The sequence below is a fragment of the Saccharopolyspora sp. NPDC050642 genome, from assembly GCF_040654735.1.
Lineage (GTDB): Bacteria > Actinomycetota > Actinomycetes > Mycobacteriales > Pseudonocardiaceae > Saccharopolyspora > Saccharopolyspora elongata.
Genome location: NZ_JBFAIN010000050.1, coordinates 1 through 25,497 on the forward strand (window position 1 = coordinate 1; position 25,497 = coordinate 25,497).

A 25,497-nucleotide genomic window follows, 5' to 3' on the forward strand; every position below is an offset into this window, starting at 1 on the left:
GGGTTGCGCATGTGGTAGAGCACGCCGCTGGCGAAGCAGATGTCGAAGCGCTCGTCGGTGTCGCGGAGGTACGGTGTGAAGTCGCCCAGCAGGAACCGGGCCCGGGGCATGCCGAGCAGTTCCTTGGCGATGAGGCATTTCAGGTAGGCGCGGCCCTGCGCTTCGACAGCGACGATGTCGGCGCCGGCAGCGTGGAGCTGGTAGGTGTGCCCACCTTCGAGCGGTCCGAGTTCGAGCACGCGGCTGCCCGCCACACCACCGAAGCACTCGATCGCCCACGTGACGCGGGCATCGTCGAACAGTGGAAGGGGGCCCGCCTGGACGTGCTGCAGCGGCGCGGGCAGCTGGGAAGACCACTCGCCGGCGAAGAGGTCGACGGCGTTCTGTGGTGAGGGCGCGCTGGTCACGTACTCGTCCAGGACGCGGCGGGGCAGTGGCAGCCGGTGGACACCACCCTGCAGCGCGACCATCGATCGACACGGGCACACGCGCCGCGGCATGTGCTGCAGCCCTCGGTGGCAGCCAAGGCCAACGACCCGGCAGTGGTCGCCGTAGAGGTCGAGGGTAAGAAGGCGTCGTTATCGCTGGAACAGGCCGCAGACCGACCGGCGCGACTCGACCGGGATACCGCGACGTTCTCCGATGTCCAGCCGGACACGGACCTGACCTACGAGGTCACGCCACGCGCTGTGAAAGAGACGATCGTGCTCAAGCGCCAGGGCCGGTCGTCGTGGCGTTTCCGCCTGAACACCGAGGGTCTCGCGCCTGAACTGGATGCCACCGGCGGTGTGGTGCTCAAGGACGCAGCCGACGTGGTGAAGGTGGTCCTGCCGCCGATCGAGGTGTGGGATTCCTCCGGCAGCGGCGACAAGGCGCCCGCGATGACCGGCGGTCGCTACGAGCTGAGCCAGGACGGGCCGCAGTGGTTCCTCACCGTTTCCGCGGATGAGCAGTGGTTGCGAGCGCCGCAGCGGCAGTACCCGGTGTTCGTGGACCCGACGATGTCGTTCGGCGTGATCGACTCACGCGCTTATCGCTCGGATGGGTACGAGTGCGCGAACTGCGGTTTGCGGATCGGTAACAGCCAGTCCGCTGGCGACACCTACAACCGCAGCGTGTTCAAAGTGGACTACTCGCCGCTGTTCGGCAAGACGGTGGTGGGTTCGCGTCTGGACGTCTGGAAGGTGCCCGGATACGTCGGCTCGGTGAAGTCGTGGAACACCGACCTCTACCACGCCTCCGGTTTCGACTTCAACAGCGTGGGCGGCTACGTCGCCAGCACCTACGTGGGCGACACCGGCCAGTTCTCCGGGGAGGGCCTGACCGGGTTCATCCGCTACCTCGTGGAGCGGGGAGACCCGACCGCATGGTTCATGCTCATCGGCCACGAGCAGGCCGGGGTGTGGACCTACAAGCACCTCGACGCCACGCTGCTCGTTGATGTGGGGTCGGCGCCGCCGGCCGCGCCGCTGGTCGCACCGGCGGACAACGCGACGGTGACGACCACGACACCGACCTTGCAGGTGGGGGCTGTGTCGGATGCCGATGGGGAGGCGGTGAAGTACTGCTTCCGCGTCGCCACCGGCCCGGACGCCAAGACCGGTGTGGTGGTCGAATCCGGCTGCCTGGACACACCACAGTGGACCATTCCGCCGGGGGTGTTGCAGGACGGTGTGGCCTACACCTGGCAGGTCACCACAGTGGCGAACCTGACCAGCACGACCTCGTCCTGGGTCGGGCATGTCAAGGTCGACCTTCGCATCGGTGACCACGGCCCGTCCCCGACCGATGACGTCGGACCGGTCGAGGTGAACCTGGCCAACGGCAACGTCTCCACCCAGGCGTCCTCGCCGACGTTCACCACGGTCGGCGGCACCGCGGGGGTGTCGTTCTCCTACAACTCGCAGCAGACCGATCCCAAGGGCCTGCGCGCGTCCTACTACAAGGACCTCAACCGCAACACGGTGATCGACGACGGCGTGCAGCCCACGCTGGTGCGCACCGAACCGCAGGTCAACGTCGACTGGGGCACGACCTCACCGTTCGCCCCGGCGTTACCGGCGGATGACTTCATCGTCCAGTGGAGCGGTTTCTTCCAGGTCCCGGCCACCGGCACCTACTTGTTCGCCGGGGTGCACGACGACAAGACCACGGTCTGGATCAACGGCACCCAGGTTTACCTCGGTGAAGGCCCCAGCGACGTCAACTGGACCCAGGCCACCGGTGTGTCATTGACAGCGGGACAGCGCGTGCCCATCAAGGCCGAGTTGGCGGAGAAGGCCGGTTCGGCGCGGTTGCGGTTGTTCGTCAAGACCGCCGATGACGTGACGGTGCCGTCGCAGATCGTGCGCTCGGACTGGCTCTACACCGAAGACCTCCCGGCGCTGTCAGAGGGCTGGACGCTGTCGGCCGATCTCGACGGCAACGGCGGCAGCTACGTCTCCGCGCAGGTCGCCGACCAGACTGTCGTCCTGACTGATGCGACGGGTGCGAAGCACACCTGGACCAAGGCCGCCACCGGCGGCTACACCCCACCCGCCGGTGAAGACGGCGTCCTCTCGTTGGACACCGCCGGGCGCGTGACGCTGACCGATGGCGGGGAGGTGTTCGTTTTCCGTGCCGACGGGAAGCTGGAGTCGCAGAACTCCGTCGTGGACTCCCGCAAACCCGCGGCGTTGCAGAACATCTACGACGGCAGCCCGGTGCGGCTGCGGGAGATCAAGGACCCGGTCTCCGGTCGCTCCCACGTGCTGCACTACAACCGGCCCGGCGACGACTGCTACGGCGGCACACCGGTGCCGCCTGGCGGGGACGCGTTGCCGCCGGCGCAGATGCTGTGCCGCATCACCTACTGGGACGGCACCGAAACCCGCCTGTGGTACGTGGCCGGGAAGCTCTCCCGGATCGAAGACCCCGGCAGCGAACTCACCGACTTCGGCTACAGCCCCACTGCCGGCAAGATCGACGTGATCCGCGATCCGCTGGCTAACGACTGGATCGCCGTGGATCCCGCGACGCGCGAGTCGAGCACCGAGGTCTTCACCGCCATCAACTACGACACCACCACGGGCAAACCGAAAGCCACGTCGGTAACCCAACCTGCGCCCGCACCCGGCCAGGCCCGCCCAGCGAACACCTACCGCTATGTCAACGGCGGTGAGACTCAGGTTGATGTCGCCGGGCTGGCTCCGGCCTCGGGCTTCGCGCGGAAGGTCACCTTCGACGCCGGGTACCGGAAGCTCACGGATACCGATGCCACCGGCAAGACGAGTCGGCAGGAGTGGAACGTCAAGGACCAGGTTGTCGCCGCGATCGACCCGGCAGGCCGCAAGACGACGACGATCTACGACCACGCCGACCGGCCCACCGACACCTACGGACCCGCGCCGGAACCCTGCTTCAACGGACTCGCTCCGACCACAGCTTGCGCCTCCACTGTGGACCACAACCGCACCGAATACGACGGCGGCATCAACAGCCTCGCGGTGTCCCTCTACGACAACCGCGACCTCGCCGGAGCGCCCAAGGTCTACGTCACCGGAATCGGCACCGCGGACGGGAGCTTCGCCCGCAACCTCGGCAGTGACGCACCCGTACCGGGATTCCCGGCCGACCACTTCTCCCTGCGCGCCACCGGCGAGATCGTCTTCCCGCAGACCGGGACATACACGCTGCGGGTGCTGGCCGATGACGGGGTGCGGCTATGGGTGGACGACCAGATCGTCATCGACGACTGGCGCAACACCACCGCAGCCTGGCGGCAAGGCAACGTCACCAGCCCGACCGCGGGCGCGATCAAGCGCATTCGGGTGGAGTACTACGAGTACGACCTCGCCGCTCAACTCGAGCTGCACTGGACCACGCCGTCCGGTCTCCAGCAGGTCGTGCCCGGAACCCAACTCCGGCCGCGCTACGGGCTGACGACCTCGACCACCGAGGACGAATCAGGCGGGGTGCCCAACAAGGTCACCACGACACGCTACAACGACAACGGCGTGGACCCGATCTACGGGCTGGCCACCGCCAGCATCACCGACCCAGCCGGTCTGGCACTCACCGCCTCCAGCGCCTACGAGACTCCCGGCGTCGGATATCTGCGGCAGACCGGGAAAACCATGCCCTCCGGCGCCCAGGGCGCCACCACCTACTACGGCGACGTCGAAACCCGCGACAACCCCTGCACCGCAGAAGTCGACCCCGCCAAGCAGGGCGGCCTGGCCAAACTGACCACCCCACCAGCACCTGCGAGCGGGCCTGCGCGGGTGGACGAGCAGGTCTACGACGCCTCTGGCCGCGTAGTCGCCGAAGCGGTCAACGGCACATGGATCTGCACTCGCTACGACGCCCGCGACCGCGTCATCGAGAAGTCCTACCCGGCCAATCCCACCGCCCCGGCCCGCACTGTCACCACCAACTACGCCGCCGGCGGCGACCCGCAAACCACCTCGGTCACAGACTCCGCGGGAACCATCACCACCCGCGTCGACCTGCTAGGCCGCACCGTGCTCCACACCGACGTGCACGGCACCCGCACCGAAACCAGATACGACCAAACAGGCCGCGTCACCAGCGAAATCGTCACACCACCCAACATCGCCGACACGCCGCAGACCACCGAGTACCGCTACGACGACACGGGCCGCGTTCTGGAAGTCAAGCTGCTGGCCACGGTCAACGGAACCCCCACCACCACGGTGCTGGCGATGCCCGGCTACGACGCCGCCGGCGAACTGGCGTCGGTTAACTACGGCAGCGGCACCTCCCTGACCGCGATCGGCAAAGACCAAGCCGGGAGAATCACGTCGCTGACCTGGCGCAAGCCCGACGCCACCCCAGTCGTCTCCACGGTGACCCGCAGCCGAGCGGGCACCATCACCGACGAAGCCCTGGCCGGTGTCGACGCCCGCCCCACCGGACCGAACTACCTCTACGACGCCGTTGGGCGACTGACCGAAGCGTGGGTGACCGGACACCACTACACCTACGACTTCACCACAGCCCCCACCGGCTGCCCGACCGGAACCCAACCCAACGCCGGCGCCAACACCAACCGCCTGCGGCTGATCGACGCCACGGGTACCGGCACGACCGAAACCGGCTACTGCTACGACGCCGCCGACCGCATCCTCGCCACCACCGGTGCCAACCCGGTCACCGGCATCACCTACGACGACCACGGCAACACCACCCAATACACCCAAGGCGGGGTCACGACCCAGCTCGGCTGGGACAGTGCCGACCGCAACCTCACCGCCCGCACCACCAGTACCAACCCGGCTGACGTGGCGCAGGTGGCGTACGGCCGCGACGCCACCGGCCGCCTCACTCGCCGCGACACCACACAAGGCGACACCCCGGCCGCGGTGCTCTACAGCTACACCGCCGATGGGGACACGGCAGACCTCGCACTGGACGCCAACAAGCGGGCCGTTTCCCGCACTATCTCCCTGCCCGGCGGGGTGCTGTGGACCGCCACGCTCGACGCTCAGGGCAACGCCATCGGGCGCTACGATCACCCCACCGTCCGCGGCGACCTCACCCTGAGCACTGACGCCGCCGGCGCCCAACTCGGCGATCTGCGCACCTACACCCCCTACGGCGAACCGCTGACAGCGGCCGGTGTTGTCGACCCGGACAACGTTCCGGACAACCAGACCGGGCAGTTCGACTACGGCTGGCTGGGCCAGCACCAACGCCCCTACGAACACGCAGGCGCGCTCTCCCTCGTCCAGATGGGAGCCCGCCCCTACTCACCCCTGCTCGGCCGCTTCCTGTCTGTTGACCCCGTCGAAGGCGGCTCCGCCAACGACTACGACTACACCGCAGCCGACCCCATCAACCGCCTCGACCTCGACGGCAAGGCATGGTTTAGTTGGAGGTCCGTTAAGGGGTGGGTTCAGAGAAACAGGGGCTTCGTACGGAGTGCGGTTACATTCGGTGTTGGCATTGCTGCAGCTGTCGGGGCCGGGGTTGTGTGTGGAGCGACCGCTGGCCTTGGGTGTGTCGCAATCGCCGGCGCGCTCATTGGTGCGACAGGGAACGGTTTCGGCCAGATCATGGTCTCTCGTGTGACGGGAGAACGTGTGACGAAGCGGAAGGTCTTGGGCTGGATGGGTAAGGGTGCTGCATCAGGAGCGTTTGGCGCAGTGCGGGGCGTGGTTGGACTTTCGTACGGGAAAGTCTTGCTAACAGGCCGTAAGTACGGTTTCAGGTCGAGGAGATTCAAGAGCCATCTCCGATTCGGCTACACAATGCTCACCTCCAGGCGCATGTGGAGGATCAGGTGAGGGAGAAGCTGCTTGAACTCTTCGCTTGGTTCGGCGCCTTTCTGTTGTGCACCGGCTTGACGGTTTTGATGCTCCTTCCAACCAGTTTTGAGGAGCTTCTCAATGCGCTGTTAATCGGTGCGATAGTCGGATTGACAGCCGACCTAGGAGTTGCAATATGGCTTTGGTGGAAGAAGGGGCGAAAGAAGAACCGATATCTTGGTGGTTGACCGCGCATTTTGGGTCTCGACGAGATGCTGAACCCCTCGGAATGCGTAAATAGCCAGTCGTGGTTCCAGGCGAACCAGATCAATGTGTCTGGTCGTTGAAATTCGCTCCCTGCGAGCTGCCGGGGTCGGGCTGGGGACGTGGCTGGGACGGTGACCGAGCTGGGGGAGTTGTTGGCTAGCCAGCTACAGGCGTCCGGGCCGCACCATCCCCACCACCTTGACGACTCGGCATAGCCTCGCCTTTTCTCAGGGTGAGGCCGGAGACGTGGCCGGGGCCGTCGGTGAGTTAGAGGAGGTGCTGGCTTCGCAGCGGCGGGTGCTCAGCCCAAAGGACCCGGGCACGATGGTCACGATGCGCCAGTCGTAGCCGCTGCGACGGCGCTACAGCTCAGCGGATCGACGTTTTCCGCGAACGGGCGATTCGATGAAGCAGGGGTGCAGGGTCTGGATCACCGATGCTCACCACCACCTGTGGGATCTGGCTCGTCCTCGCCCGTTCCTCGACGGGGTAGGCATGTCAGCGATCCGGCGCAGCTATGGTCTTCCCGAGCTGCGAACCGTGGCCGCACGATGCGCGTGTACGCGACGGTATTGGTGCAGACGTTGGCCGAGGAGTCCGAGACGGTTGAGTTTCTGGGCCTGGCTACCGACAGCGCTGGATTGATCGCCGCGGTCGTAGGCTGGGTTGACCTCACCGCTCCCGATGTGTCCCAACGGCTTTCGTCGTTGCGAGCGGTCCGCGGTGGCGAACTGCTGCGCGCCATCCGGCATCCCGTGCTGGCCGAACCCGACCCGTGCTGGCTGGACCGACCCGATGTCCGGCGTGGCCTGGCCGCCCTCGCGGCGGCGGACCTTTCCTACGATCTGCTCATCCAACAGCCACAGTGGGATGCCGCGTTGCGCCTGGCTCACGCGTTGCCCGATCTGCCGCTGATCCTTGATCACGCTGGGAACCCGCCCATCAACGGGCCGTAGGGGCGCATTCCGGCGAGGTGCTCGGCCCGGAACACCCCGACACGCAGACCACCCGACAGACCTCGCCTACTGGCGAGGCCTGGCAAATGACCTTTGAGCTTTTGGACGGAGGCATCGCGGAATCAGAGTGGGAACAGCTGATTGCATGCGGGCCGCGGGAGCGCTGGCAGACTGATCGTCACGGCAGTGCTGAAGCAGGTGGCGTTGGTGGTCGGAGCCGCAGCGATCGTTGTGGCTGTGGCGCTCGCGATCGCGGTGAAGAGCTGGGAGTTCGCCAGCTGGGTCTCAGCAGTCAGCGAGGCTGCGCTGGGCCGTGCTCGACGAGGTCATGCCAGGTGACGTGCTGGTCGTGGAGGCCCGAGGCAGCCACACCACCGGCTGCTTCGGCGACATGCTGGTCCGCTACTTCAAGGGGCGCGGCGGCGCCGGGATGGTGGTGGATGGCCGGATCCGAGACGGGGGGGCGTACATGGGGTGCGTGTTCGCGCCCAACCACAAGGGCATGCCGACCCTGTCCGCGGGCGACAGGCTGGATTACCTGCGCAAGCAGGTGCTCACCTCCCGCAACGTTCGCGGGAGCCGGTTCGTGGACTTCCTGCTCGGCGGTTTGAACTACCAGATCGAACATCACCTTTTCCCGAGCATGCCCCGGCCGAACCTGCGACATGCCCAGCATCTGGTGCACCGGTTCTGCGCCAGTCGCGGAGTTTCGTACAGCCAGTGCGATCTGCTCAGCTCCTACGCCCAGGTGCTGCGGCACCTGCACGCGGTCGGCATGCCGTTGCGGCACCCGTCCATCAGCCGCAACACCTCGTAGCCACGTTCTGCTCGTACGTCCGTGCGCACCCGACGACACGGGAGGGTTGTCCGGTGAAGGCCGCCACCGTGGTTCCAGGCAGGCCGGAGTTGTCGGCGGTCACCGAACTGCCCGATCCCGTGCCGCAGCCGGGGGAGCTGCTGGTGCGTGGCCTGTGGGTGGGGTTCTGCGACATTGATCGTGATGTCACCGAACGCGCGCGTGGCGTCTTGCCGCCGGGGCAGGACCGGATGGTTCTTTTTCACGAATCTGTGGGTCGGGTGGTCCATGCGCCCGCGATCAGCGGTTTCCAGGAGGGCGACTACGTGGTGGGCGTCGTCCGGCGTCCGGACCCGCTGCCGTGCGAGGCGTGCACCGCGGGGCAGTGGGACTTCTGCCTCAACGGCGAGTACACCGAGCGCGGCATCAAGGGACTGGACGGATTCGGTGCTCAGCAATGGACGGTCGAGCCTCAGTTCGCGATCAAGGTCACCCCGGGGCTTGGTGATCTGGGGGTGCTGATCGAGCCTGCATCGGTGGTGGCCAAGGCGTGGGAGCAGGCCGACGTGATCGGCAGACGAGCCTATTTCGCTCCCCGTCACGCGTTGGTGACCAGCGCAGGACCGATCGGACTGCTCGGTGCTCTGCTTGGCGCGCAGCGCGGGCTGGACATGCACGTTTTCGATCACGCCACCGAGGGGCCCAAGCCGGATCTGGTGCGCGCGCTGGGTGCCACTTACCACACCTCGTTGGACGATCTGGGCTGCGAACCGGACGTTGTGATCGAGGCGACCGGATCCGGGAAGGTCGTGTTCGAGGTGCTGCGGCACACCGCGCGCAACGCCATCACCGTCGAAATCGATGGAGGTGGGGTCTACGCCGATTCTGTCGATGGAAGTCGATAAAACCGCAGGTCAAAGGTAGTAGGTCGACCCATCTCCAGGGGCAACGTTCGTGCTCTTCTTGACCTTTTTACCCATCTCCTGGTTTAACTTTGGTGCCCCGCGCCGGGGTGATGGCTATCCCCGCCGCTCTTGTCTGGACGCTGAATCAGACGTGAGGCTCGACCCGAGCGTGAACCTGTTCTTCCTCTCGCCATCGCCCTGTGGGGCGTGGCCTACGGCGGACTCTCCGTGGGCGCGCAGCTGTGGATGATCCACCCCGTCACCTGTGCCGCTCGGAAAGTCATCGCCGCAGCTGAGAGCGATAGTGCGTCCTCGGCTGGCACCATGTCCGGATGATCGTGTCGCTGCTGTACCAGGTGACCCGGAAGCTGTTGTCCGTCACGGCGGTGCTGCTGCGCCGCCACACTTCCAGGGACGCCGAGTTACTCGTACTGCGGCACGAGAACGCGGTGCTACGCCGCCAACTCAAGGGTCCGGTCCGCTACGAACCGGCGGACCGGTTCTGGTTCGCCGCCCTGTCCGCGCTGATACCCCGGCGGCGCTGGCGCGAGGTCTTCCCCGGCACCCCGGGAACCATGCTCGCCTGGCACCGCAGATTCATCGCCGCGAAGTGGGACTACACCGAGCGCCGCGACCGCACCGGACGCCCGCCGACCAGAGCGGCGCTCAAGAAGCTGATCCTGCAGCTCGCTCGAGAGAACGCGAGGTGGGGGCATAGGCGGATCCAGGGGGAGCTGGCCCGTCTTGGGCACCGGATCGCCGCATCCACGGTATGGGAAATCCTCAACGCGGCGGGCATCGACCCGGCCCCGCGTCGCTCCGGCCCAACCTGGCGCGAGTTCCTCACCGCGCAGGTTGAGGGCATCATCGCGGCCGACTTCCTGCACGTCGACACCGTGTTGGGCAGGAGGCTGTATGCGCTGGCGTTCCTCGAGCACGGCACGCGGCGGCTGCACATCACTGGCGTCACCGCCCATCCGACCCGGCAGTGGGCCGTGCAGCAGGCCCGGAATCTCGCCGCCGACCTGGGCATCCGTTTCGAGTCCTTGCGCTTTCTGCTCTCGCCGCTGTCGGTGGACAAATCCTGCCACCAAGGCGTTCACCCGCCGCCGCATCGAGGGTCGAGAACCGCGACGATTTCCGGGCCTGGACTCGGGAGTTGGTCTCGGCGCCGCTGACCGACGAAGGCGCCGCGATCCGCGAAAAGGCCAAGGTGGCCCGCGAGAGCTACCTCGTCGACTTGACCGCGGGCACCCGGGCGCGCACGACCCGGCAGTCGACGTGGACGACCAGCCGAACCTGGTGAGCGCGTTGATCGTCGCCGCCGACGAGCACGACCGGCTCTCCGAACGGGAGCTGATCGGCACCATCCAACTGCTGCTGATCGCGGGCCACGAAACGACCGTCAAACTGATCGGCAACGGCGTGCTCGCCCTGCTGGCGCACCCGGGCCGGCCTCCGCGCGTCCCGCACCACAGATACCGGATCGACCGGGGTTGCGGCCCATCTCCGAGCTCACCGAGGTGGCAGCCGATTCGTGAAGGGTTCGTCTCGACTGGTCGGCGCCGATCGCCATGGCTCGCGACTGGGGTAGGGCCAGATATACCTGGGCTTCGGGTAGTAGCCGTAATGACCTGCGGCCGGTGACGCGGTGAGATCGGTGGTAGTGCACGCCGCCCTGCCGACAGGGCGCAGATACGGAGGAACTTCCCCATGTCCACCTCGAAAACACCCCGGCGACCGTCGAGAACCGCCACGGCACTCGCTGGTGCGGTACTCGCCGGGAGCTCGCTGCTCGGTGCCGCCGGCTGCGCGTCGCCGTGGGCCACCGAACCAGCCGCGGGGGCGGGCGGCACCGGTCCGGAGTGGGCGGTGGCGTGGGCGGCCGCGGCGCAACGGCCGGTGGCCGGCGACGACGACCTCGGGCCGAACTGGTCGCAGCAGGGCTTCGCCGACCAGACGCTTCGCCAGGTGGTCCGGGTCAGCACCGGCGGTTCCCAGGTCAGGATCAGGGTGTCGAACGTCTACGGCAGTTCGCCGCTGCGGGTGGCCGGTGCGTCGGTCGGCCTGCCGGGCGCTGCCGATCCCTCCCGGCCAGGCCTGGCCAACGGCGGAAACGCCCAGGTGTGGCCCGGCACGATGCGGACGCTGACGTTCGCCGGCGCTCCGGACGTGGCGATCCCGGCTGGGCAGGAACTGGTCAGCGATCCGGTTCCACTGCCGACCGAGCCGCTGGAGAAGTTGTCGGTGACGCTGCGATTCACCGATCCCACCGGTCCGGCGACCTTCCACCGGCTGGGACTCGCTACGTCCTACCGGGCGGCCGGGGACCACCTGGCGGACAGCGACGGCGGTGCCTACACCGAGTCCACCGAGTCGTCCTACTACCTCGCCGCCGTGGAAGTCTCCGACCGCGCCCTGGCGGAGCGGAACACGGTGGTGGCCTTCGGCGACTCTGCCACCGACGGTGCCGGCTCGACCTCCGGTGCCAGCAGCAGGTACCCGGACGTCCTGGCCGAGCGGCTAGCTGCAGCGCACCGCCCGGTCGCCGTGGCCAACGCCGGGATCGCCGGCAACCGGTTGCTGTCCGACTCGCCTTGCTACGGGCAGGCCGGTCGCACCCGGTTCCAGCGGGACGTGCTGTCCCGGCCGGGCGTTCGCACGGTGATCATCGAGTTGGGCGGCAACGATCTGCTGGGCGGCTATCTCGAAAGCCCTGAGCAGTGCTTCCCCCCGGATGGCGAAGTGACCGCACAGCGGCTGATCGGGGGTTACCGGGAGCTCGTCCGGGCCGCGCGTGATCACGGCATCAAACCGGTCGGCGCGACCATCATTCCGTTGCGCGGTTTGCAGTTCCCCTTTGACCAGGACGCGGCTGAGCAGGTTCGCGTCGAGGTCAACGAGTGGATTCGGACCAGCGGTGAGTTCGATTCGATCATCGATTTCGACCGTGTGATGGCCGACCCCGCCCGACTGGGGCTGCCCCGGTCCGGCTACGTCTACGACGACAGCCTGCACCCGAACGACACCGGCTACCACGCGATCGCGAACAGCATCGATCTCGATCAGCTCTGATCCGGTGGCAGGCCGCTGGCGGCATCCCCGGGTCCGCTCCGAGGGATGCCGCAGCGCCGTGCTCGGCGCCTTCGACGCGCAACACGCGGCGCTTCGCGTGTCAGGTTTTCAGATCGGTTTTCGAAGATGGCTGTCCTCTTGGGACGGAAAGATGTCCGGGCGCGGGGAGGGGTATCTGGTCCTGCCCTGTGCTGCCGGAGCACAACCCGCCCTGACACCCTCCAGCAAACGCCGCATACCAGCAGCCCGGGAGGACCTGAACGGGGTACTGGCATTACCCCTCACACCGGGGCATCCCATGGATTCCTGCTCCAGCGACGAGCGAGCGGGCCGGCCGCACAACCGCTGTTCTCACCAGCAGACTCAGGCGCGTTGGTCGCGTTCAGCGGAATCCGACTCGGGCAACTCGGCTGAACCTGGTTGCGGGCCCGGCAACGGCTGTGGTTCATCTTGCTGAACGCCTTGGCGCTGGGTGGGCAGCAGAGTGCCGCCGATGCTGCTCGGGCTGGGCACTTCCTTGCGTGCGACCTCTTCGGCCGCCCGCACGGCTTCGGCGATCTCTGGGGTGGTGGAGGTGTCGAACCAGGATTTGATCGATTCCTCTTCATCTTCGGGTGCGGTGGTGGGGATTTCTTCCTTCGGTGGTTCGTAGCGGAAGACGCCGTCTTTGCCGGGGGCGCCGAGCATCCGTGCGAAGCCTTCCAGGGCTTTGTCGAAGTCGCTGGGCACGACCCATACCTTGTTGGCGTTTCCCTGCGCCATCTGCGGGAGCGTCTGCAGGTACTGGTAGGCGAGCAGTTCCGGGGTCGGTTTGCCGCGTTTGACGGCGGCGAAGACCTTTTCGACGGCTTTGGCTTGGCCTTGTGCCTGCAGATAGCGGCTGGCCCGATCGCCTTGCGCCCGCAGGATGCTGGACTGGCGGTCGGCTTCGGCGCCGAGGATGGCCGCCTTCTTCTGACCTTCGGCGGCGAGGATCGCGGCTTGTTTCTGGCCTTCGGCGGTCTTGATCGACGATTCCCGCTGTCCTTCGGCGTTGAGGATGGTGGCGCGCTTCTCGCGGTCGGCGCGCATCTGCTTCTCCATGGAGTCCTTGATGGACGGTGGTGGGTCGATGGCTTTGAGTTCCACCCGTGCGACGCGGATGCCCCAGCGTCCGGTCTCTTGATCCAGCACTCCGCGGAGCTGGGTGTTGATGGCGTCGCGGGAGGTCAGGGTTTCTTCCAGGCTCATGCCGCCGACGACGTTGCGCAGTGTGGTGGTGGTGAGCTGCTCGACACCGATGATGTAGTTGGAGATCTCGTAAACGGCCGAGCGTGCGTCGGTGACCTGGAAGTACACCACGGTGTCGATGGACACCGTCAGGTTGTCCTGGGTGATCACCGGCTGCGGCGGGAAGGACACGACCTGCTCGCGCAGGTCGACGCGGGCGCGTACCTGGTCCAGGAACGGCGCCAGGAAGTTCAGGCCCGGCTCGGCCACGTTGCGGAACCGGCCGAGCCGTTCGATCACCGACGCCGTTGCCTGCGGAACCACCAGCACGGTCTTCACCGCGATCACGAGGACCAGCAGCACGATGACAGCGAGGACGATCAGTCCGAACGGGTCCACGTCAGCCTCCTCAGGGTTCGGCCCACACGACGGCGGTGGCCCCGGAGATGTCCATGACCATCACCGTCTGGCCGGTCTCCAGCACCTGGGTTTCGTCGAATGCCCGGGCAGACCACACGTCGCCATTGATGCGCACCCGACCGCGAGTGGCATCCACGGTCGATTCGACGACGGCCTTCTTGCCGATCAGCGCTTCCACGTTGGTCTTCAGCTCGAGACCGCGGTTCAGCCGTCGCTTCAGCGCGGGCCGGGCGACGAAGATCAGTCCCAGTCCCAGTAGGGCGAACACGGCGGCATCGACGCCTAGCGGCACTCCCAACGCCGCTGCTCCGGCAGCCCCGATGGCCGCGAGGCCGAGCATCAGCAACACGAGTTCACCCGAGACGACCTCGGCCCCGATCAGGACCACGCCTGCGATCAACCACAGCAGCGCGACCATGCATTCATGGTGACAGACGCAACAAGGCCGTGGCCGGCGTAAACCGCCTCCACGACGCAGCCGAGGGCCTGGTGGGCAAGGAAGATGCCGGAGGCCGCGCCGCGAACCGTTGGATGAGGTGGTCTCTGGGGCCGCGTCGACGGTCGTGCTCGGTGGCGGCGTTGTGGCGTGTCTGGGCCGGGTCAGGCCCGCTCGCTGGCCCTCTGCTGGTCGGCGGCGTAGACCGTTGCGGCTGCCTGCGCCAGGCGTGCCCACACCGCGGCCTCGGTCAGACGAGCCGCTCGGATCTCCGCGGTGGAGTGGTCCTTCGCCTGCTGCAGGGCCTCTTCGGTCGACTTTGCGTACTCCTCGGGGGGCTTCATCGCGCACTCCTCATCCGAACCGCACCGACGTCGTCGCCAGTGCAGGCTCCTGTCCTCTGCTGTTCCCGAGCGTAGTTCGGCACGCTGCTGGTTGCCCTTCGCCGAGCAACGGCGGCACTCGTGTGACGGCCGTGCGCCTGGGTACTCGTGTGGTGACGTCGCCAGTACAGGGGCACGATGGTCCCGCGGCAACTCGCGCGCTGGGTTCAGGTTCCCGAGCGCACCCAGGAAGGCGGATGTCGATCGGTCGTAAGGGGGGGGCGGCGATCATGACTTCCGATGCGCCGCTCACTGGTGGTGGAAGGCAGTCGGCGCGGCAGCGCATCTCGCGGGGAGATTTCGGGACTTCGGGTGAACACCGCCGGAGGGAGGCACGCCCGGTCGGTGACGGGAGCGCAGGGCGAGGCAGTGATTTCGCCGAGCTGGCCCGGTTGATCAAGCAATGCGGCCTGCTGAATCGTCGCCGCGCCTACTACGCGGCGAAGATGGCCATCAACGGAGGGTTGCTCGCGGCTGCCGGCGCAGCGTTCATCGTGCTTGGCGACTCCTGGTGGCAGGTGCTCACGGCAATGGCGTTCGCTGGAGCGTTCGCCCAACTCGCTTTCATCGGACATGATGCCGGGCACTGCCAGATCTTCCGCACGCGCCGGGCGAACGACCTGATAGGGCATGTTCACGGGTGTCTCATCGGGATCAGCTACGGCTGGTGGGTCGGCAAGCACCGGCGCCACCACGCCAACCCGAACCACGAGGACGCTGATCCCGATATCGAGATCCAGGCTCTGGCGTTCACCGCCGAGCAGGCCCGCGCCAAGCGCGGCGTCGTCCGGTGGATGGCGAAGTACCAGGCGTTCCTGTTCTTCCCGCTGCTGACGGTTGAGGGGATCGGCCTGCACGTCCACAGCATCCGGGCCGTGCTGCGGCGGGAGGTGAAAGCGCACCGGGTGGAAACCTTGCTGCTCGCCGCGCACGTGGTGGGTTATCTGGTGGTGGTGTTGCTGGTGTTGTCGCCGCTGAAGGCGGTGGTGTTCATCGCGGTGCACCAGGGGCTGTGGGGTGTGTACATGGGGTGCGCGTTCGCGCCCAACCACAAGGGCATGCCGACCCTGTCCGCGGGAGACAGGCTGGACTTCCTGCGCAAGCAGGTGCTCGTCTCCCGCAACGTTCGCGGGAGCCGGTTCGTGGACTTCCTGCTCGGAGGTTTGAACTACCAGATCGAACATCACCTTTTCCCGAGCATGCCTCGGCCGAATCTGCGACATGCCCAGCAGCTGGTGCACCGGTTCTGCACCAGCCGCGGAGTTCCGTACAGCCAGTGCGATCTGCTCAGCTCCTACGCCCAGGTGCTGCGGCACCTGCACGCGGTCGGCATGCCGTTGCGACACCCGTCCATGCGACGACACGGGAGGGTTGTCCGGTGAAGGCCGCCACCGTGGTTCCAGGCAGGTCGGCGTTGTCGGCGGCGGCGATCGACAACGAGTTGATGTTGGACGACGACGTCGCTCTGGGCAGTGTGACACCAACCTGCGCCACTACAACCAGGCCGTGCAGGCGTTGGCCGGTGCGGATCGGAACCGACCGGGCTCCCTGATCAGTCGCCCGATCCCGTTGGGCGATCGGACCGATGCCTTCGAGACGGGTCTCGACGAGGCGAGGGTCGTCGTCGACCTCCAGGCCTGAGCTCGGATGGGCCGACCCGGGTGCTGTTCGGTGGCTGGTTGTAGTCGTAGTTCGGCTACGTCGGTGCGAAAATCAGAGCGAGGATCGAACACATCGGGGCGCGATGGTCGAGGAACGTGATACCGAGTTCGTGACCCGGGGTGGCCACGGTGGGATTGCGCGGCTGCAGTCGAAGGCTGAGGCGCGCCTCGGGCTGCTGGCCGCGGGCTTGCAGGAGTACGCGATCTTCGGGATCGATGCGGCCGGTCGGGTGGATGGCTGGGATGCCGGGGCAGAACGCATCATGGGCTATCGCAGCGAGGAGATCATCGGGAGGCACCTCTCGGTGTTCTCTCCGGCGGAACCGGGCGTCGCCGACCACGCGGAATGGCAGCTGGCTCAGGCCGCCGAGCTCGGCAGCCATGTGGACGAAGGCTGGCTCCTGCGCCGCGATGGGACCCGCTTCTGGGCCCACGTGGTGATCATCGCGCAGCGGTCGGCGGCGGGTGGCGTGCGAGGTTTCATCCAGGTCACCCGCGATGAGACCGAAGCCGGTGTCCGGCAGCAGCGGTCCAGCCGGCGGTTCACCGACCTGTTCGACCTGACCCCGGCCGGCATCGCCTTGTTCGATGCATCCGAGCGCGTACTGGATGCCAACGAGGCGCTCTGCGGCCTGTTGGGCTACCAACTGCACGACCTGAACAACATGCCCGCCGCGGGCCTGCTGCACCCGGACGACCGGAGTGCAAGCCTCCTCGTGGACGCCGCGGCAACAGATGCACCGTTGAACCGGTCACGGGTGCACCAGCGAGTGCTGGTGCGTTCGGATGGCCAGGCTGTGCACTGCGACGTGCACAGCGCGGCATCGGTGGCGGACGACGGAAGCCGGTTCTGGCTGGTGGTGTTCCAGGACATCACCGAGCGGCTGCGCCAGACGGAGGCGTTGCGCTACCAGGCCACCCACGACGATCTGACCGGATTGCTCAACCGCACGGGCCTCAACGAGCTGCTCGACAGCTTGCTGCACCGGGGTGCCGAACAGGTCGCCGTGCTGTTCTGCGACATCGACAACTTCAAGCGCGTCAACGACGCGCTGGGCCACGAGGCCGGCGACGAACTGCTCACGGCGTTGGCGCGGCGTCTCGTGGACGGGCTGCCGCCCGGATGCACGCCGGCCCGGCTTTCCGGAGACAAGTACCTGATCATCTGCTCGGACGTCGACGCCGTGGGGGGCCTGGAAGCCTTCACGATGTGGGTGGCGGAGCTGCTGCGCACGAGCGTGCCCGTGCGCGGGCACCCCGTCGCAGTGTCGGCCTCGATCGGGGCCGCGATGCTCGACCGGGACACCGTCGGCGCGGATCTGCTGCGCTATGCCAACGCGGCGATGTTCCACGCGAAGAGCCGGGGGCCCGGGCGGGTGTCGTTGGCCACCCCCACCATGATCGCCACGGTGGAGGAGCAACTGGGCCTCGAAGAGCAACTCCGCGCAGCTATGGAGACCGATTCCCTCGTCCTGCACTACCAGCCGATCCTGGCCGGTGATCGTTCCGTCGTGATGGCCGAGGCGCTGGTGCGCTGGCCGCATCCCGACCGCGGCCTGCTCTCACCGGAGGTGATCCTGCGCGTGGCCGAGCAAGGCAACCTGCTGCGCGGACTGGATCGGTGGGTGCTGCGCACCGCCTTGCGCGAGGCGGCCGGATGGCCCGTCCGGAATGGACGCCCGGTGGCCATCGCGGTCAACCTGGTCGATCTGCTGCCCCACGACCCGGAATTCGTCGACGAGATCACCGCGATCATCACCGAAAGCGGCATCGACTCGCACCGCGTGGTTCTGGAAATCGTGGAAACGTCCTTGATCGACCTGCCCGCGCGCCCTCGCGAAGCGATGGTCGAACTGGCCGAACGCGGAGTGCGCTTCGCCCTGGACGACTTCGGCACCGGATACTCCTCGCTGGCCCGCCTCAAAGATCTGCCCGCGCAGATCATCAAGCTGGACCGCCAGTTCGTCTCCGGTGTGGAAACCGACGTGGCCGACGTCGCCATCGCCCAAGCCATGACCGGCATGGGGCACGCGATGGGGCGCAGCTGCGTCGCCGAAGGCGTCGAGAACATCGGCCAGTTCCTGGTCCTCAGCGACCTCGGAATCGACTTCTACCAAGGCTGGCTGTTCTCCCGCCCGCTCCCGGCCGACCAGCTCCGCGCCTTCCTCGAAGATCCACCCACACCGGAACCGGAGTAGGACCGCGCCAGCCCTCCGAGCTGCGTGAACCGGCGGGCTGGAAGGGCTCCACTGTCTAATCGGGGTCCGTGGTGGCCCCGGAGATCATGCGGGCTTCGTCGCTCCTGTCGACGTTGATGCGGCGGGGTTTGGCCTGCTCGGCTACTGGGATGCGCAGGGTCAGCACGCCGTTTCGGTATTCGGCCTGGACGCGATCGGCATCCAGCGCGGCGCCGAGTTGGAGTTGCCGGGCGAACGTGCCGGTGGGGCGTTCGGTGACCAGGTAGCTCACTTCCGAACTGCTGGACTCGGTCGCGGTGCGCTGCGCGCGCACCGTCAGCGTGTTGTGCTCAGCGGTGACCTCCAGCGACTCGGGGTCGATGCCCGGCAGGTCGAACTCGACGACGTATTCCTCGCCGCGGCGGTAGGCATCCATCGGCATTGGCTGCGGCGTGCGCGCCGCAGTCAGCACCTCGTTGGCCAACCGGCTGATATCGCGGAACGGGTCGAACTGCAGCACCGGCATCGCACACACCTCCTTCGGTGGCAGCGCCAAGTGCACTCCCCGCTGATACCGGCGTGACTCGGCTGTTGAGAATTCCGTGCTGACCGGCAGCCGCAGGCGACAACCCGCGGCGGCCTATCGGACGGCGAGCAGGTGGCCGCCGTCGGTTTCCCAGCGAGCTTCTGGCGACGCCTCGGTTGGCTGCGGGGCGACCGCAGGAACGGAATTCGGGGCATCGGCGAGCAGATCGTGGGGTGTGGCGAGGTTGTCCGGTTCGGATGCCCTCGTCAGCACCGCGTTCCCGCGAAGTTCGGTCGTGTCCGCGGGGATGACCAGCAGGACCATTCGATGTCCGCTCGGGTCGGTCAGGCTGACCGTGTGCTGATCGAGCGTGTGGAAGCCTTCGAGGCGTACCTGGTGCCCCTCGATGCGGAGTTTCCGAGGGGCCGGCTCCCACGCGGCCAGGTTGTAGGCGAGCCGGGTCATCGGACCGCGGGTGGCGGCGAGAGCGGTGAGCAGCGCGGTGAACTCGGTTGTCGGGCTCACCGATCGCGGCCACCAAGCGCCGTCGACGAAACCTCGCATGCCGGTTTCCGGTTTGACTGCGACGCAGGCACCTGCGGAGGTGGCCTGTGCGGTGCCGGGGTTTAGCTGATCGGGTCCCATGACGGAACTCCTTCCCGGTCGTTCGACGACCGGTACTGACCCCCGGGACTGTGGAAGCGGGACTGCTCACGTTGCCGAGAACCTCGTTGACCTCAGCCTACGCCTGATCGCGTGGACCAGAGCACTGTTCGGCGGGGCTTGGGCGCAGGCATCTGCTGCGCCGCGGGGCGACCGAGCAGTACCCCAGCTGCGTGCGGGACAGGCCGCCGGAGACAAGCGGCCCCCCGGCGCGCACGGCGCCCTTGTTGATCCACAGGTGGGTCGGAGTCGGCCTCGGCGTAGTCTCGGCAGTTACGGGAGTCGCTGGACTTGCCGTTGATGCGCTAGGGCGCATGTTCTGCTGGGTGAAAAGCCAATTGGAGACAACCGTCCGGGCCAAGGTGGATCGGCTTGGTTATCGGGCGGAGCGGACGACGCCGGCGGAGGTGAGTTCGTCGATGACGGCGTCGGAGTATCCGAGCCCCGCCAGCAGTTCGACCTCGGGGCGGACGAGGAAGGTGGAGGCTGCTCCGCCGACGGCCATGAGAATGCCGGTGAAGGCGAAGCCGTACCCGTACCCGGTCGCACTGTTGGCCGCATTGCCGACGAAGTAGCCGAGCACCAGGGGCGCGATCACGCCGGCCATGCTGTAGAACGCGACGAGAAAGCCAAGGACGAAGCTGCGCGTCCGCGGGTGCACGACGTCGGCGACGGCAGTGAACGCAACGGCGTACGCGGCCGAGTTGCACGAGAAGGCCAGCGTGATGAACACCATCTGCGGCACACCGGTTGGCAGCACGGTGAACGCGAACATCGACACACCTGCGAGCACAACCAGGCTGCCAGCAAGAAAACCGCGAGAGATCCGCCTTGGCGCGCCCCGCGCGGTCAGCCGGTTGGACAGCCACCCCGCGCCGATCGCCCCCATCGCGGCGATCCACACGAGGATCAGGATGGCCAGCAGCCAGCGCACGCGGATGCGCGACGACAGCGCCGCGATCACGATGGCACCGGCTGCGAACAACCAGAAGAACGCGCTCTGGAGGAGGCCGAACTGCTCTGGTGAGATCCCCAGATCCGTCTGGATGTGGACGCCGGCGAAGCATCGCCGTGTCCGCGAAGTTGAGCAGCATGAAAACGAGCAGCAGGGCGGTGATCAGCCATGCCCGCGCACGAATTCGGGATGCGGTGGTGGCCGCAGCCGGCTGCGCAGTGGAGCTATGAGCCATAGCAAAGGACTCCGTTGTCCAGAGACGGGGTGCTGATCGACGGTGTCGTCAACGACTGGCGCAGAAGGGCATGCGCTTCTCATCAGCCGGCAGGTGGTCGCTCAGCGAATTAACGGAGGAACGAAGCAGGTTTTGCTTCGCCGCTTTCGTGGGCCTCGGCGCTGAGGTTTCGCGCTGCGTCATGTAGCGACTGCGTGACCCCGGCGAGCAGTCATTGAATGCGCCCCGGGCAGACTTGGTCAAAGACTGATTTTCACCTGGATCGGGTGAGATCGCCTATGGGTTGGGGCGGACGTCGGTGTTGTGACGGTTGCGCTCGCGTATGCGGTTGTCCTCGTCCTGGGTGGCCAGGGATGCCGCCTCGATCATCGATTCGCCCCGCGCGATGTAGCTCTCGATGTTGCGCAGCCAGCCCTGCAACGAGTGCTTCGCGTAGTTCAAGAACTCGTTGGCTGCTGCCGTCATCTGGGCCCCTCGGTGCACCACCCCGATAGGCCGGGACAGCGCTGGTGTCAGCTCGCGCACCACACCGCCGCGATGACGGGCATCAAGCGCGATGCGCAGAGGCATGATGGCGGCTCCGCCGCCGGACAGCACCGTCGACAATACCGCGCCCCGTTGGGGAACCTCCACGACGACGCGGGGCTCGACGCCACTCGCCCGCAACGATTGCTCGATGTAATCCCTGATCGCCGTGCCTTTTCCGCTCATGACCAAGGGGACGCCGGAGAGCGCCGCAATGGGAGTGGGAGCGGGCCAGAACGACTCGGTACCAGGTGGGCAGACCAGGACGAACCGCTGATCGACCAGTTCCTCGTGGACGAGTTCGGCGGCGATCGACGTGGACAGGAAACCGATCTCGCAGGCGCCCGATCGGACCAGCTCCACGACCTCGGCCGCATCATCGCGCTCGTCGATGCGAAAGCGCACGTCGTGGAACCGAGTGCGAAACCTCGCCACCCACGCCGACAGCGGATCTGAAGACATGTCTGGCAGCGCGGCGATATCGACGCGCCCACTGCGGCCGTGCCCGACGGTGCGGACGGCGTTCTCGCGGCAGCCTCCGCCTCTCGTAGGATCATGCGTGCGGAACCGACCAGGGGTCGCGGCGACGGTAGCTGCAGTTCAGCGAGGACTGGGGCACCAAGTACCCGGCGATCATCAGACTCTGGGAGAACGCCTGGCCGGAGTTTGTTCCGTTCTTGGCGTTCGATACCGAGACCCGGCGGGTCATCTGCTCCACCAACGCCATCGAGAGCGTCAACGCCCGCATCCGCCGCGCGGTCAAGGCCGACAGGGATTTCTCCACCACGAACCCGGGAAACGCCCCGCCTGCATTCCGGTTGCGGACACACAACCGGAATGCAGGCGGGGCGCTTCTTCGCGTTCACGGGCGGGGCGGAAGACCGGCGTCTCTGCGGGCAAGGAGGGCGCCCGACCGCAGGTTTAAGTCCACCCGAAGACAACCCAGGTGGTGCAGCTGCGAGTGTGCCGCGGCGATTCGGACGAGGTCGGACTCGGATGTCCGGCGCTTCCGTTCGAGCGCTCCCGGGTAACCAGTGGGAACTTGGAGGCTCGGTGATGACCATGATTCGGATCAAGATGGCGCTGGCGAACCTCGCACCGGGATGATCTTGCTGCCCATCCTCTTGGTGGTCTTGGTTGTGGTCCTCCTGTTGGTGCTGATCGTGAGTGCCGTTGCGGCGGCGCGGATGCAATGGAGACAGCGCCACCGACAAGGCTGCAGTTAGCCTAGCTGTGGGTTGGCAGGGTGCCGGTGGTGATGAATTCGTGGCGTTGGGCGACGTGTACAGCTTGGTCGGCGAAGCGTTCGTAGAAGCGGGCCAGCAGGGCGACGTTGATGGCCGTGGGGATGCCATGGGGCCAGCTTTCGTTGGTGACAGCAGCCATCAGGTCGGCGTGTAGGGCGTCGACGGCATCGTCGGTGCGATCCAGCTCGGTAAAGCCGCCCTCGTGGCCACTGCCAATGATCAGGTTGGCAAGGTGACCGGCCATGCTCGCATCGAGCTCCCCGAGAGTGCGGAAGTCGCGTTCCATGCCGGTGGGTACGACCGGCCGGGGGTGGTTGCGGCGGGCGGTGTCGGCGATGTGCGCGGCGAGGACACCCATGCGTTCGAGCTTGACGGCGCAGTACACCGCCGCCAACACGGTGCGCAGGTCGGTGGCCACTGGTTGCTGCAATGCCAGCAGCCGGAGGGCGTGGGTGTCGCAGACGTTACGCGCCCGGCCCATGCGGTCATCCACGGACATCACGTGCTCGGCCAGCTGCAGGTCGACGTCCAGCAGCGCCTGGGTGGCCTGACGCATGGCCTCCGCGGCCAGCTCGCACATGCCGCCAAGCTCGGTGCCCAGCTGCGCAAGCTCCCCGTGAAAGGCCTCCCGCATACGCCCTCCCCGTAGACGTCCACTGTCCACTGTGTCGACACACCCACACCCACACCCACACCCACGTTAAGCGGCCACACAGTTCGAAACCACTGCGAACCACCTGTCGGCAACGGAACGCCGTTGCGCGGCGGCTCCGCGGCCGGCTTCGGCTTTTCGCCGCCCTCTTGGGCCGCGAAAGCTGCGGCTGATTCGAGTGTCGTAGCGCACCTCAAGGTGGTGAGACGTCGACTAAACGGCAACGGGCGCTGCGCTGCGCGGTACCCACCCTCATGAGCGCCAAAGCTGTGATCCTCTCCCGTCCCGTTGATCACTTCGGGCGGAAGCGATGGTTCCTTACAGCGAGACTGGAGCGGAGTGACCTGCATTGACGCAATCGATAGAAGGGGTCCATTCGCTACTTCGGGACTAGCCGGCGGATCGCAATGCGCTGTCGGCCTGCTCCGGCTCGGATGCTGCCCCAGGCAGTTGCAACTCTGTGATGGCGCCGCCTCGGTCATCTCTGATGATGACCACCGGGCTGGTCTCATCGCCGACTGCCTTGAAATGCGCGGTATTGGTCATCTCTGTCTCCGTGTTCCTCACCTGTACAGACAACCTGGAGATGCCCGGCTGGTAAGGCGAAGGTCGTGTACTTGCCAAGGCCGCGTGCGCGGCTACGACTCCGTGACGATGGTGACTCGGGCCGTTTCTCGTGGCGGTGTCTGTTCGGGTAGTTGCACGCTGCTGCCTTGGTGAGGGTGACGGGCCTCGCAGATCATGTCGCGGAGTTCGCTCATGAGCAGGACTTGAGCCATCATCGCCCAGTACAGCGCCTCATCTTTCGGCCTCATCTGTGGAGCCACTGTCCGCGCCCGTGCAAGCGGTTCCTCAGAGGGCGGCGACGGTCTTTCTGATCGTTTGTCCTTGGCCATGTCTTGTACTTACCCTTCAACGCGATCATTCACACCCCCATCCACGCTGGTCGTCGTGCGTGACCAGACGAGTCGCTAGCCATCGGTCAGGCATTACACCACTGACAGATCGTGCACTCGACCTGGTTCTTTCCATCGGTGTTCTCTTGGGGGCGGGGTGGAAGCCGATGCCTCGAAGCAGACAGGAGGCCCTGGAGCCGGGACATAAACCTCCTGTGGTCGCAGACGCACGGTGTCCGGGTGGATGACCGGTCGGCGCCCGCATGCTGCAGCCGGACGTCGGCAAGGGCGGAGATGCGGGCTCACCGAGGCCGGCATCCGAAGTGCCTCGGGTGGCCCTGGTTGTGTACCGGCCCCTTGAGAGCTTTTCGGACAGCTGGCAGAGAGTTCGGCGGCAGGTTTGTCGCGGCTGGATGCGCCTGGCCGGGGTCTGCTATTGGGGGGCGCAGACGTCAGGCGTACTTGGTGGTGTTCGGGTGTGGCAACTGGTTGTGGATCATTTCGAGAGGTCCGTTAGCGGGGCACCTGTATGGGTATGGCGTGAGTTGGGCAGCTTGCGGTGCCCAGAGAGATGGGCGCTGGCAGGGGTGAAGCGAATTTCTGGTGCGTCATGGAGTCGGTGGCCGTGCGGTGGTGAGCGAGGATCTGGGGCGACGTGGTCGGGCGGGGCGTCCTCCCGGCTCGGGGTGGTCTGTGGCGGCGGTGTCGTTCCGGGACGAGGAGGCGGACCTGTGGCTGGTCGGCAAGGCGCGCGGTGGTGATCTCGAGGCGTTCGAGGTACTTCTGCGTCGTCATCAGGGCCGGATCTACCGGATCGCGCTGCGCATGCTGGGCAACCATCAGGATGCCGAGGACGTTGTGCAGGAGGTGTTCATTCAGCTGTGGACGGCGTTGGCGGGTTTTGCTGGGACCAGTGCGTTCACGACGTGGCTGTATCGCATCGTCGTGAACCGGTGTTTGAATTACCGGCGTTCCCGGAATCCTGGAGTTTTCTCATTGGATACCGAGCGCCCGACGCCGGTTGCGGCCGGTGCGGAGGATGTCGCGATGGCCCGCGAGCGCGTTCGCGCTGTGTATGCCGCGATCGACGATCTCGTACCCCAGCAGCGAAGCGTGCTGGTGTTGTGTCAATTGGAAGGATTGAGTTACCGGGAGGCTGCGGTGGTTCTGGGCATTTCCGAGGCGGCCGTGCGGAGTCGGCTGTCGCGAGCACGCCGCGTCGTGCTGGATCGTCTGGAGGACTGGACATGACGACTGGTCATGGT

The 25,497-nt window shown here is 66.6% G+C and carries 20 protein-coding genes and 2 pseudogenes; 11 read left to right on the forward strand and 11 right to left on the reverse strand.

Going from position 1 to position 25,497, the window contains the following annotated elements; genetic code table 11:
• A partial coding sequence (locus AB0H93_RS39665; protein WP_358580971.1) for a class I SAM-dependent methyltransferase occupies positions 1 to 470 on the reverse strand: 470 nt, incomplete at its 3' end.
• Positions 471 to 515: 45 nt separating this feature from the next.
• On the opposite strand from AB0H93_RS39665, the gene AB0H93_RS39670 reads away from it, so the two are divergent.
• The 6 genes from AB0H93_RS39670 (at position 516) to AB0H93_RS39695 (ending at position 10,350) form a co-directional block, all read left to right on the forward strand.
• Positions 516 to 6,287 (forward strand): PA14 domain-containing protein, encoded by a 5,772-nt coding sequence (locus AB0H93_RS39670; protein WP_358580973.1) that lies wholly within the window; start codon positions 516 to 518, stop codon positions 6,285 to 6,287.
• Complete coding sequence (locus tag AB0H93_RS39675) at positions 6,284 to 6,496, forward strand: hypothetical protein (RefSeq protein ID WP_358580975.1); 213 nt, start codon at positions 6,284 to 6,286, stop codon at positions 6,494 to 6,496. The genes AB0H93_RS39670 and AB0H93_RS39675 overlap by 4 nt, the downstream gene beginning before the upstream one ends.
• A 570-nt stretch (positions 6,497 to 7,066) precedes the next feature.
• A complete protein-coding gene (locus tag AB0H93_RS39680) occupies positions 7,067 to 7,471 on the forward strand; it encodes an amidohydrolase family protein (protein WP_358580977.1) in 405 nt (134 codons plus the stop codon).
• Between the two features lie 301 nt (positions 7,472 to 7,772).
• The gene (locus AB0H93_RS39685; RefSeq protein ID WP_358581099.1) at positions 7,773 to 8,288 is read left to right on the forward strand and encodes a fatty acid desaturase; all 516 of its coding nucleotides are present in this window, start codon (positions 7,773 to 7,775) and stop codon (positions 8,286 to 8,288) included.
• Positions 8,289 to 8,341: 53 nt separating this feature from the next.
• On the forward strand, positions 8,342 to 9,172 hold the full coding sequence (locus tag AB0H93_RS39690) for an alcohol dehydrogenase catalytic domain-containing protein (RefSeq protein WP_358580979.1): 831 nt from the start codon (positions 8,342 to 8,344) through the stop codon (positions 9,170 to 9,172).
• A 332-nt stretch (positions 9,173 to 9,504) separates the two neighbouring features.
• Positions 9,505 to 10,350, forward strand: coding sequence for a hypothetical protein (locus AB0H93_RS39695; protein ID WP_358580982.1), 846 nt, complete (start codon positions 9,505 to 9,507; stop codon positions 10,348 to 10,350).
• A gap of 49 nt (positions 10,351 to 10,399) precedes the next feature.
• Here the strand turns inward: AB0H93_RS39695 and AB0H93_RS39700 are convergent, their stop codons facing one another.
• On the reverse strand, positions 10,400 to 10,618 hold the full coding sequence (locus tag AB0H93_RS39700) for a hypothetical protein (RefSeq protein ID WP_358580985.1): 219 nt from the start codon (positions 10,616 to 10,618) through the stop codon (positions 10,400 to 10,402).
• Positions 10,619 to 10,885: 267 nt separating this feature from the next.
• Between AB0H93_RS39700 and AB0H93_RS39705 the strand changes: the two genes are divergently transcribed.
• Positions 10,886 to 12,247, forward strand: coding sequence for an SGNH/GDSL hydrolase family protein (locus AB0H93_RS39705; RefSeq protein ID WP_358580987.1), 1,362 nt, complete (start codon positions 10,886 to 10,888; stop codon positions 12,245 to 12,247).
• Positions 12,248 to 12,610: 363 nt separating this feature from the next.
• Here the strand turns inward: AB0H93_RS39705 and AB0H93_RS39710 are convergent, their stop codons facing one another.
• The 3 genes from AB0H93_RS39710 to AB0H93_RS39720 form a co-directional block, all read right to left on the reverse strand.
• Positions 12,611 to 13,855, reverse strand: a complete 1,245-nt coding sequence (locus AB0H93_RS39710) for an SPFH domain-containing protein (protein ID WP_358580990.1) — start codon at positions 13,853 to 13,855, stop codon at positions 12,611 to 12,613.
• Positions 13,856 to 13,865: 10 nt separating this feature from the next.
• Entirely contained in the window at positions 13,866 to 14,294 is a 429-nt protein-coding gene (locus AB0H93_RS39715; RefSeq protein WP_358580993.1) for an NfeD family protein, read from the reverse strand.
• Positions 14,295 to 14,476: 182 nt separating this feature from the next.
• Positions 14,477 to 14,656, reverse strand: coding sequence for a hypothetical protein (locus AB0H93_RS39720; protein WP_358580995.1), 180 nt, complete (start codon positions 14,654 to 14,656; stop codon positions 14,477 to 14,479).
• Between the two features lie 122 nt (positions 14,657 to 14,778).
• On the opposite strand from AB0H93_RS39720, the gene AB0H93_RS39725 reads away from it, so the two are divergent.
• Together AB0H93_RS39725 and AB0H93_RS39730 are read left to right on the forward strand one after the other, a co-directional pair.
• Positions 14,779 to 16,077, forward strand: a complete 1,299-nt coding sequence (locus AB0H93_RS39725; protein WP_358580997.1) for an acyl-CoA desaturase — start codon at positions 14,779 to 14,781, stop codon at positions 16,075 to 16,077.
• A 362-nt stretch (positions 16,078 to 16,439) separates the two neighbouring features.
• The gene (locus AB0H93_RS39730; protein ID WP_358580999.1) at positions 16,440 to 18,554 is read left to right on the forward strand and encodes an EAL domain-containing protein; all 2,115 of its coding nucleotides are present in this window, start codon (positions 16,440 to 16,442) and stop codon (positions 18,552 to 18,554) included.
• 55 nt (positions 18,555 to 18,609) lie between these two features.
• Here AB0H93_RS39730 and AB0H93_RS39735 read toward each other — a convergent pair whose 3' ends face one another.
• The 4 genes and pseudogenes from AB0H93_RS39735 to AB0H93_RS39750 all read right to left on the reverse strand — a co-directional run.
• Positions 18,610 to 19,059 carry an Hsp20/alpha crystallin family protein gene (locus AB0H93_RS39735; RefSeq protein WP_358581001.1) on the reverse strand — a complete coding sequence of 150 codons (450 nt, stop codon included), beginning with the start codon at positions 19,057 to 19,059 and terminating at the stop codon, positions 18,610 to 18,612.
• Between the two features lie 114 nt (positions 19,060 to 19,173).
• Positions 19,174 to 19,704 (reverse strand): DUF5994 family protein, encoded by a 531-nt coding sequence (locus AB0H93_RS39740; RefSeq protein WP_358581003.1) that lies wholly within the window; start codon positions 19,702 to 19,704, stop codon positions 19,174 to 19,176.
• Positions 19,705 to 20,098: 394 nt separating this feature from the next.
• Positions 20,099 to 20,686, reverse strand: a complete 588-nt coding sequence (locus AB0H93_RS39745; RefSeq protein WP_358581005.1) for a hypothetical protein — start codon at positions 20,684 to 20,686, stop codon at positions 20,099 to 20,101.
• A 502-nt stretch (positions 20,687 to 21,188) separates the two neighbouring features.
• A pseudogene (locus AB0H93_RS39750) lies at positions 21,189 to 21,929 on the reverse strand (LysR family transcriptional regulator substrate-binding protein); the annotation flags it as partial.
• Positions 21,930 to 22,033: 104 nt separating this feature from the next.
• Between AB0H93_RS39750 and AB0H93_RS39755 the strand changes: the two are divergent.
• A pseudogene (locus tag AB0H93_RS39755) lies at positions 22,034 to 22,204 on the forward strand (transposase); the annotation flags it as partial.
• A gap of 460 nt (positions 22,205 to 22,664) precedes the next feature.
• Here the strand turns inward: AB0H93_RS39755 and AB0H93_RS39760 are convergent.
• Complete coding sequence (locus tag AB0H93_RS39760; protein WP_358581007.1) at positions 22,665 to 23,318, reverse strand: PhoU domain-containing protein; 654 nt, start codon at positions 23,316 to 23,318, stop codon at positions 22,665 to 22,667.
• 408 nt (positions 23,319 to 23,726) lie between these two features.
• Positions 23,727 to 23,882, reverse strand: a complete 156-nt coding sequence (locus AB0H93_RS39765; RefSeq protein WP_358581009.1) for a hypothetical protein — start codon at positions 23,880 to 23,882, stop codon at positions 23,727 to 23,729.
• A 983-nt stretch (positions 23,883 to 24,865) separates the two neighbouring features.
• Here AB0H93_RS39765 and AB0H93_RS39770 point away from each other — a divergent pair.
• Positions 24,866 to 25,483 carry an RNA polymerase sigma factor gene (locus tag AB0H93_RS39770; RefSeq protein ID WP_358581012.1) on the forward strand — a complete coding sequence of 206 codons (618 nt, stop codon included), beginning with the start codon at positions 24,866 to 24,868 and terminating at the stop codon, positions 25,481 to 25,483.
• Positions 25,484 to 25,497: the final 14 nt, after the last annotated feature.

Bases quoted from the DNA above. Each gene is read 5' to 3' on its own strand.
- AB0H93_RS39680 (WP_358580977.1), top strand. From the start codon at position 7,067: ATGCGCGTGTACGCGACGGTATTGGTGCAGACGTTGGCCGAGGAGTCC.
- AB0H93_RS39695 (WP_358580982.1), top strand. From the start codon at position 9,505: ATGATCGTGTCGCTGCTGTACCAGGTGACCCGGAAGCTGTTGTCCGTC.
- AB0H93_RS39705 (WP_358580987.1), top strand. From the start codon at position 10,886: ATGTCCACCTCGAAAACACCCCGGCGACCGTCGAGAACCGCCACGGCA.
- AB0H93_RS39715 (WP_358580993.1), bottom strand. From the start codon at position 14,294: ATGGTCGCGCTGCTGTGGTTGATCGCAGGCGTGGTCCTGATCGGGGCC.
- AB0H93_RS39720 (WP_358580995.1), bottom strand. From the start codon at position 14,656: ATGAAGCCCCCCGAGGAGTACGCAAAGTCGACCGAAGAGGCCCTGCAG.
- AB0H93_RS39730 (WP_358580999.1), top strand. From the start codon at position 16,440: ATGGTCGAGGAACGTGATACCGAGTTCGTGACCCGGGGTGGCCACGGT.
- AB0H93_RS39735 (WP_358581001.1), bottom strand. From the start codon at position 19,059: ATGCCGGTGCTGCAGTTCGACCCGTTCCGCGATATCAGCCGGTTGGCC.
- AB0H93_RS39740 (WP_358581003.1), bottom strand. From the start codon at position 19,704: ATGGGACCCGATCAGCTAAACCCCGGCACCGCACAGGCCACCTCCGCA.
- AB0H93_RS39760 (WP_358581007.1), bottom strand. From the start codon at position 23,318: ATGCGGGAGGCCTTTCACGGGGAGCTTGCGCAGCTGGGCACCGAGCTT.
- AB0H93_RS39765 (WP_358581009.1), bottom strand. From the start codon at position 23,882: ATGACCAATACCGCGCATTTCAAGGCAGTCGGCGATGAGACCAGCCCG.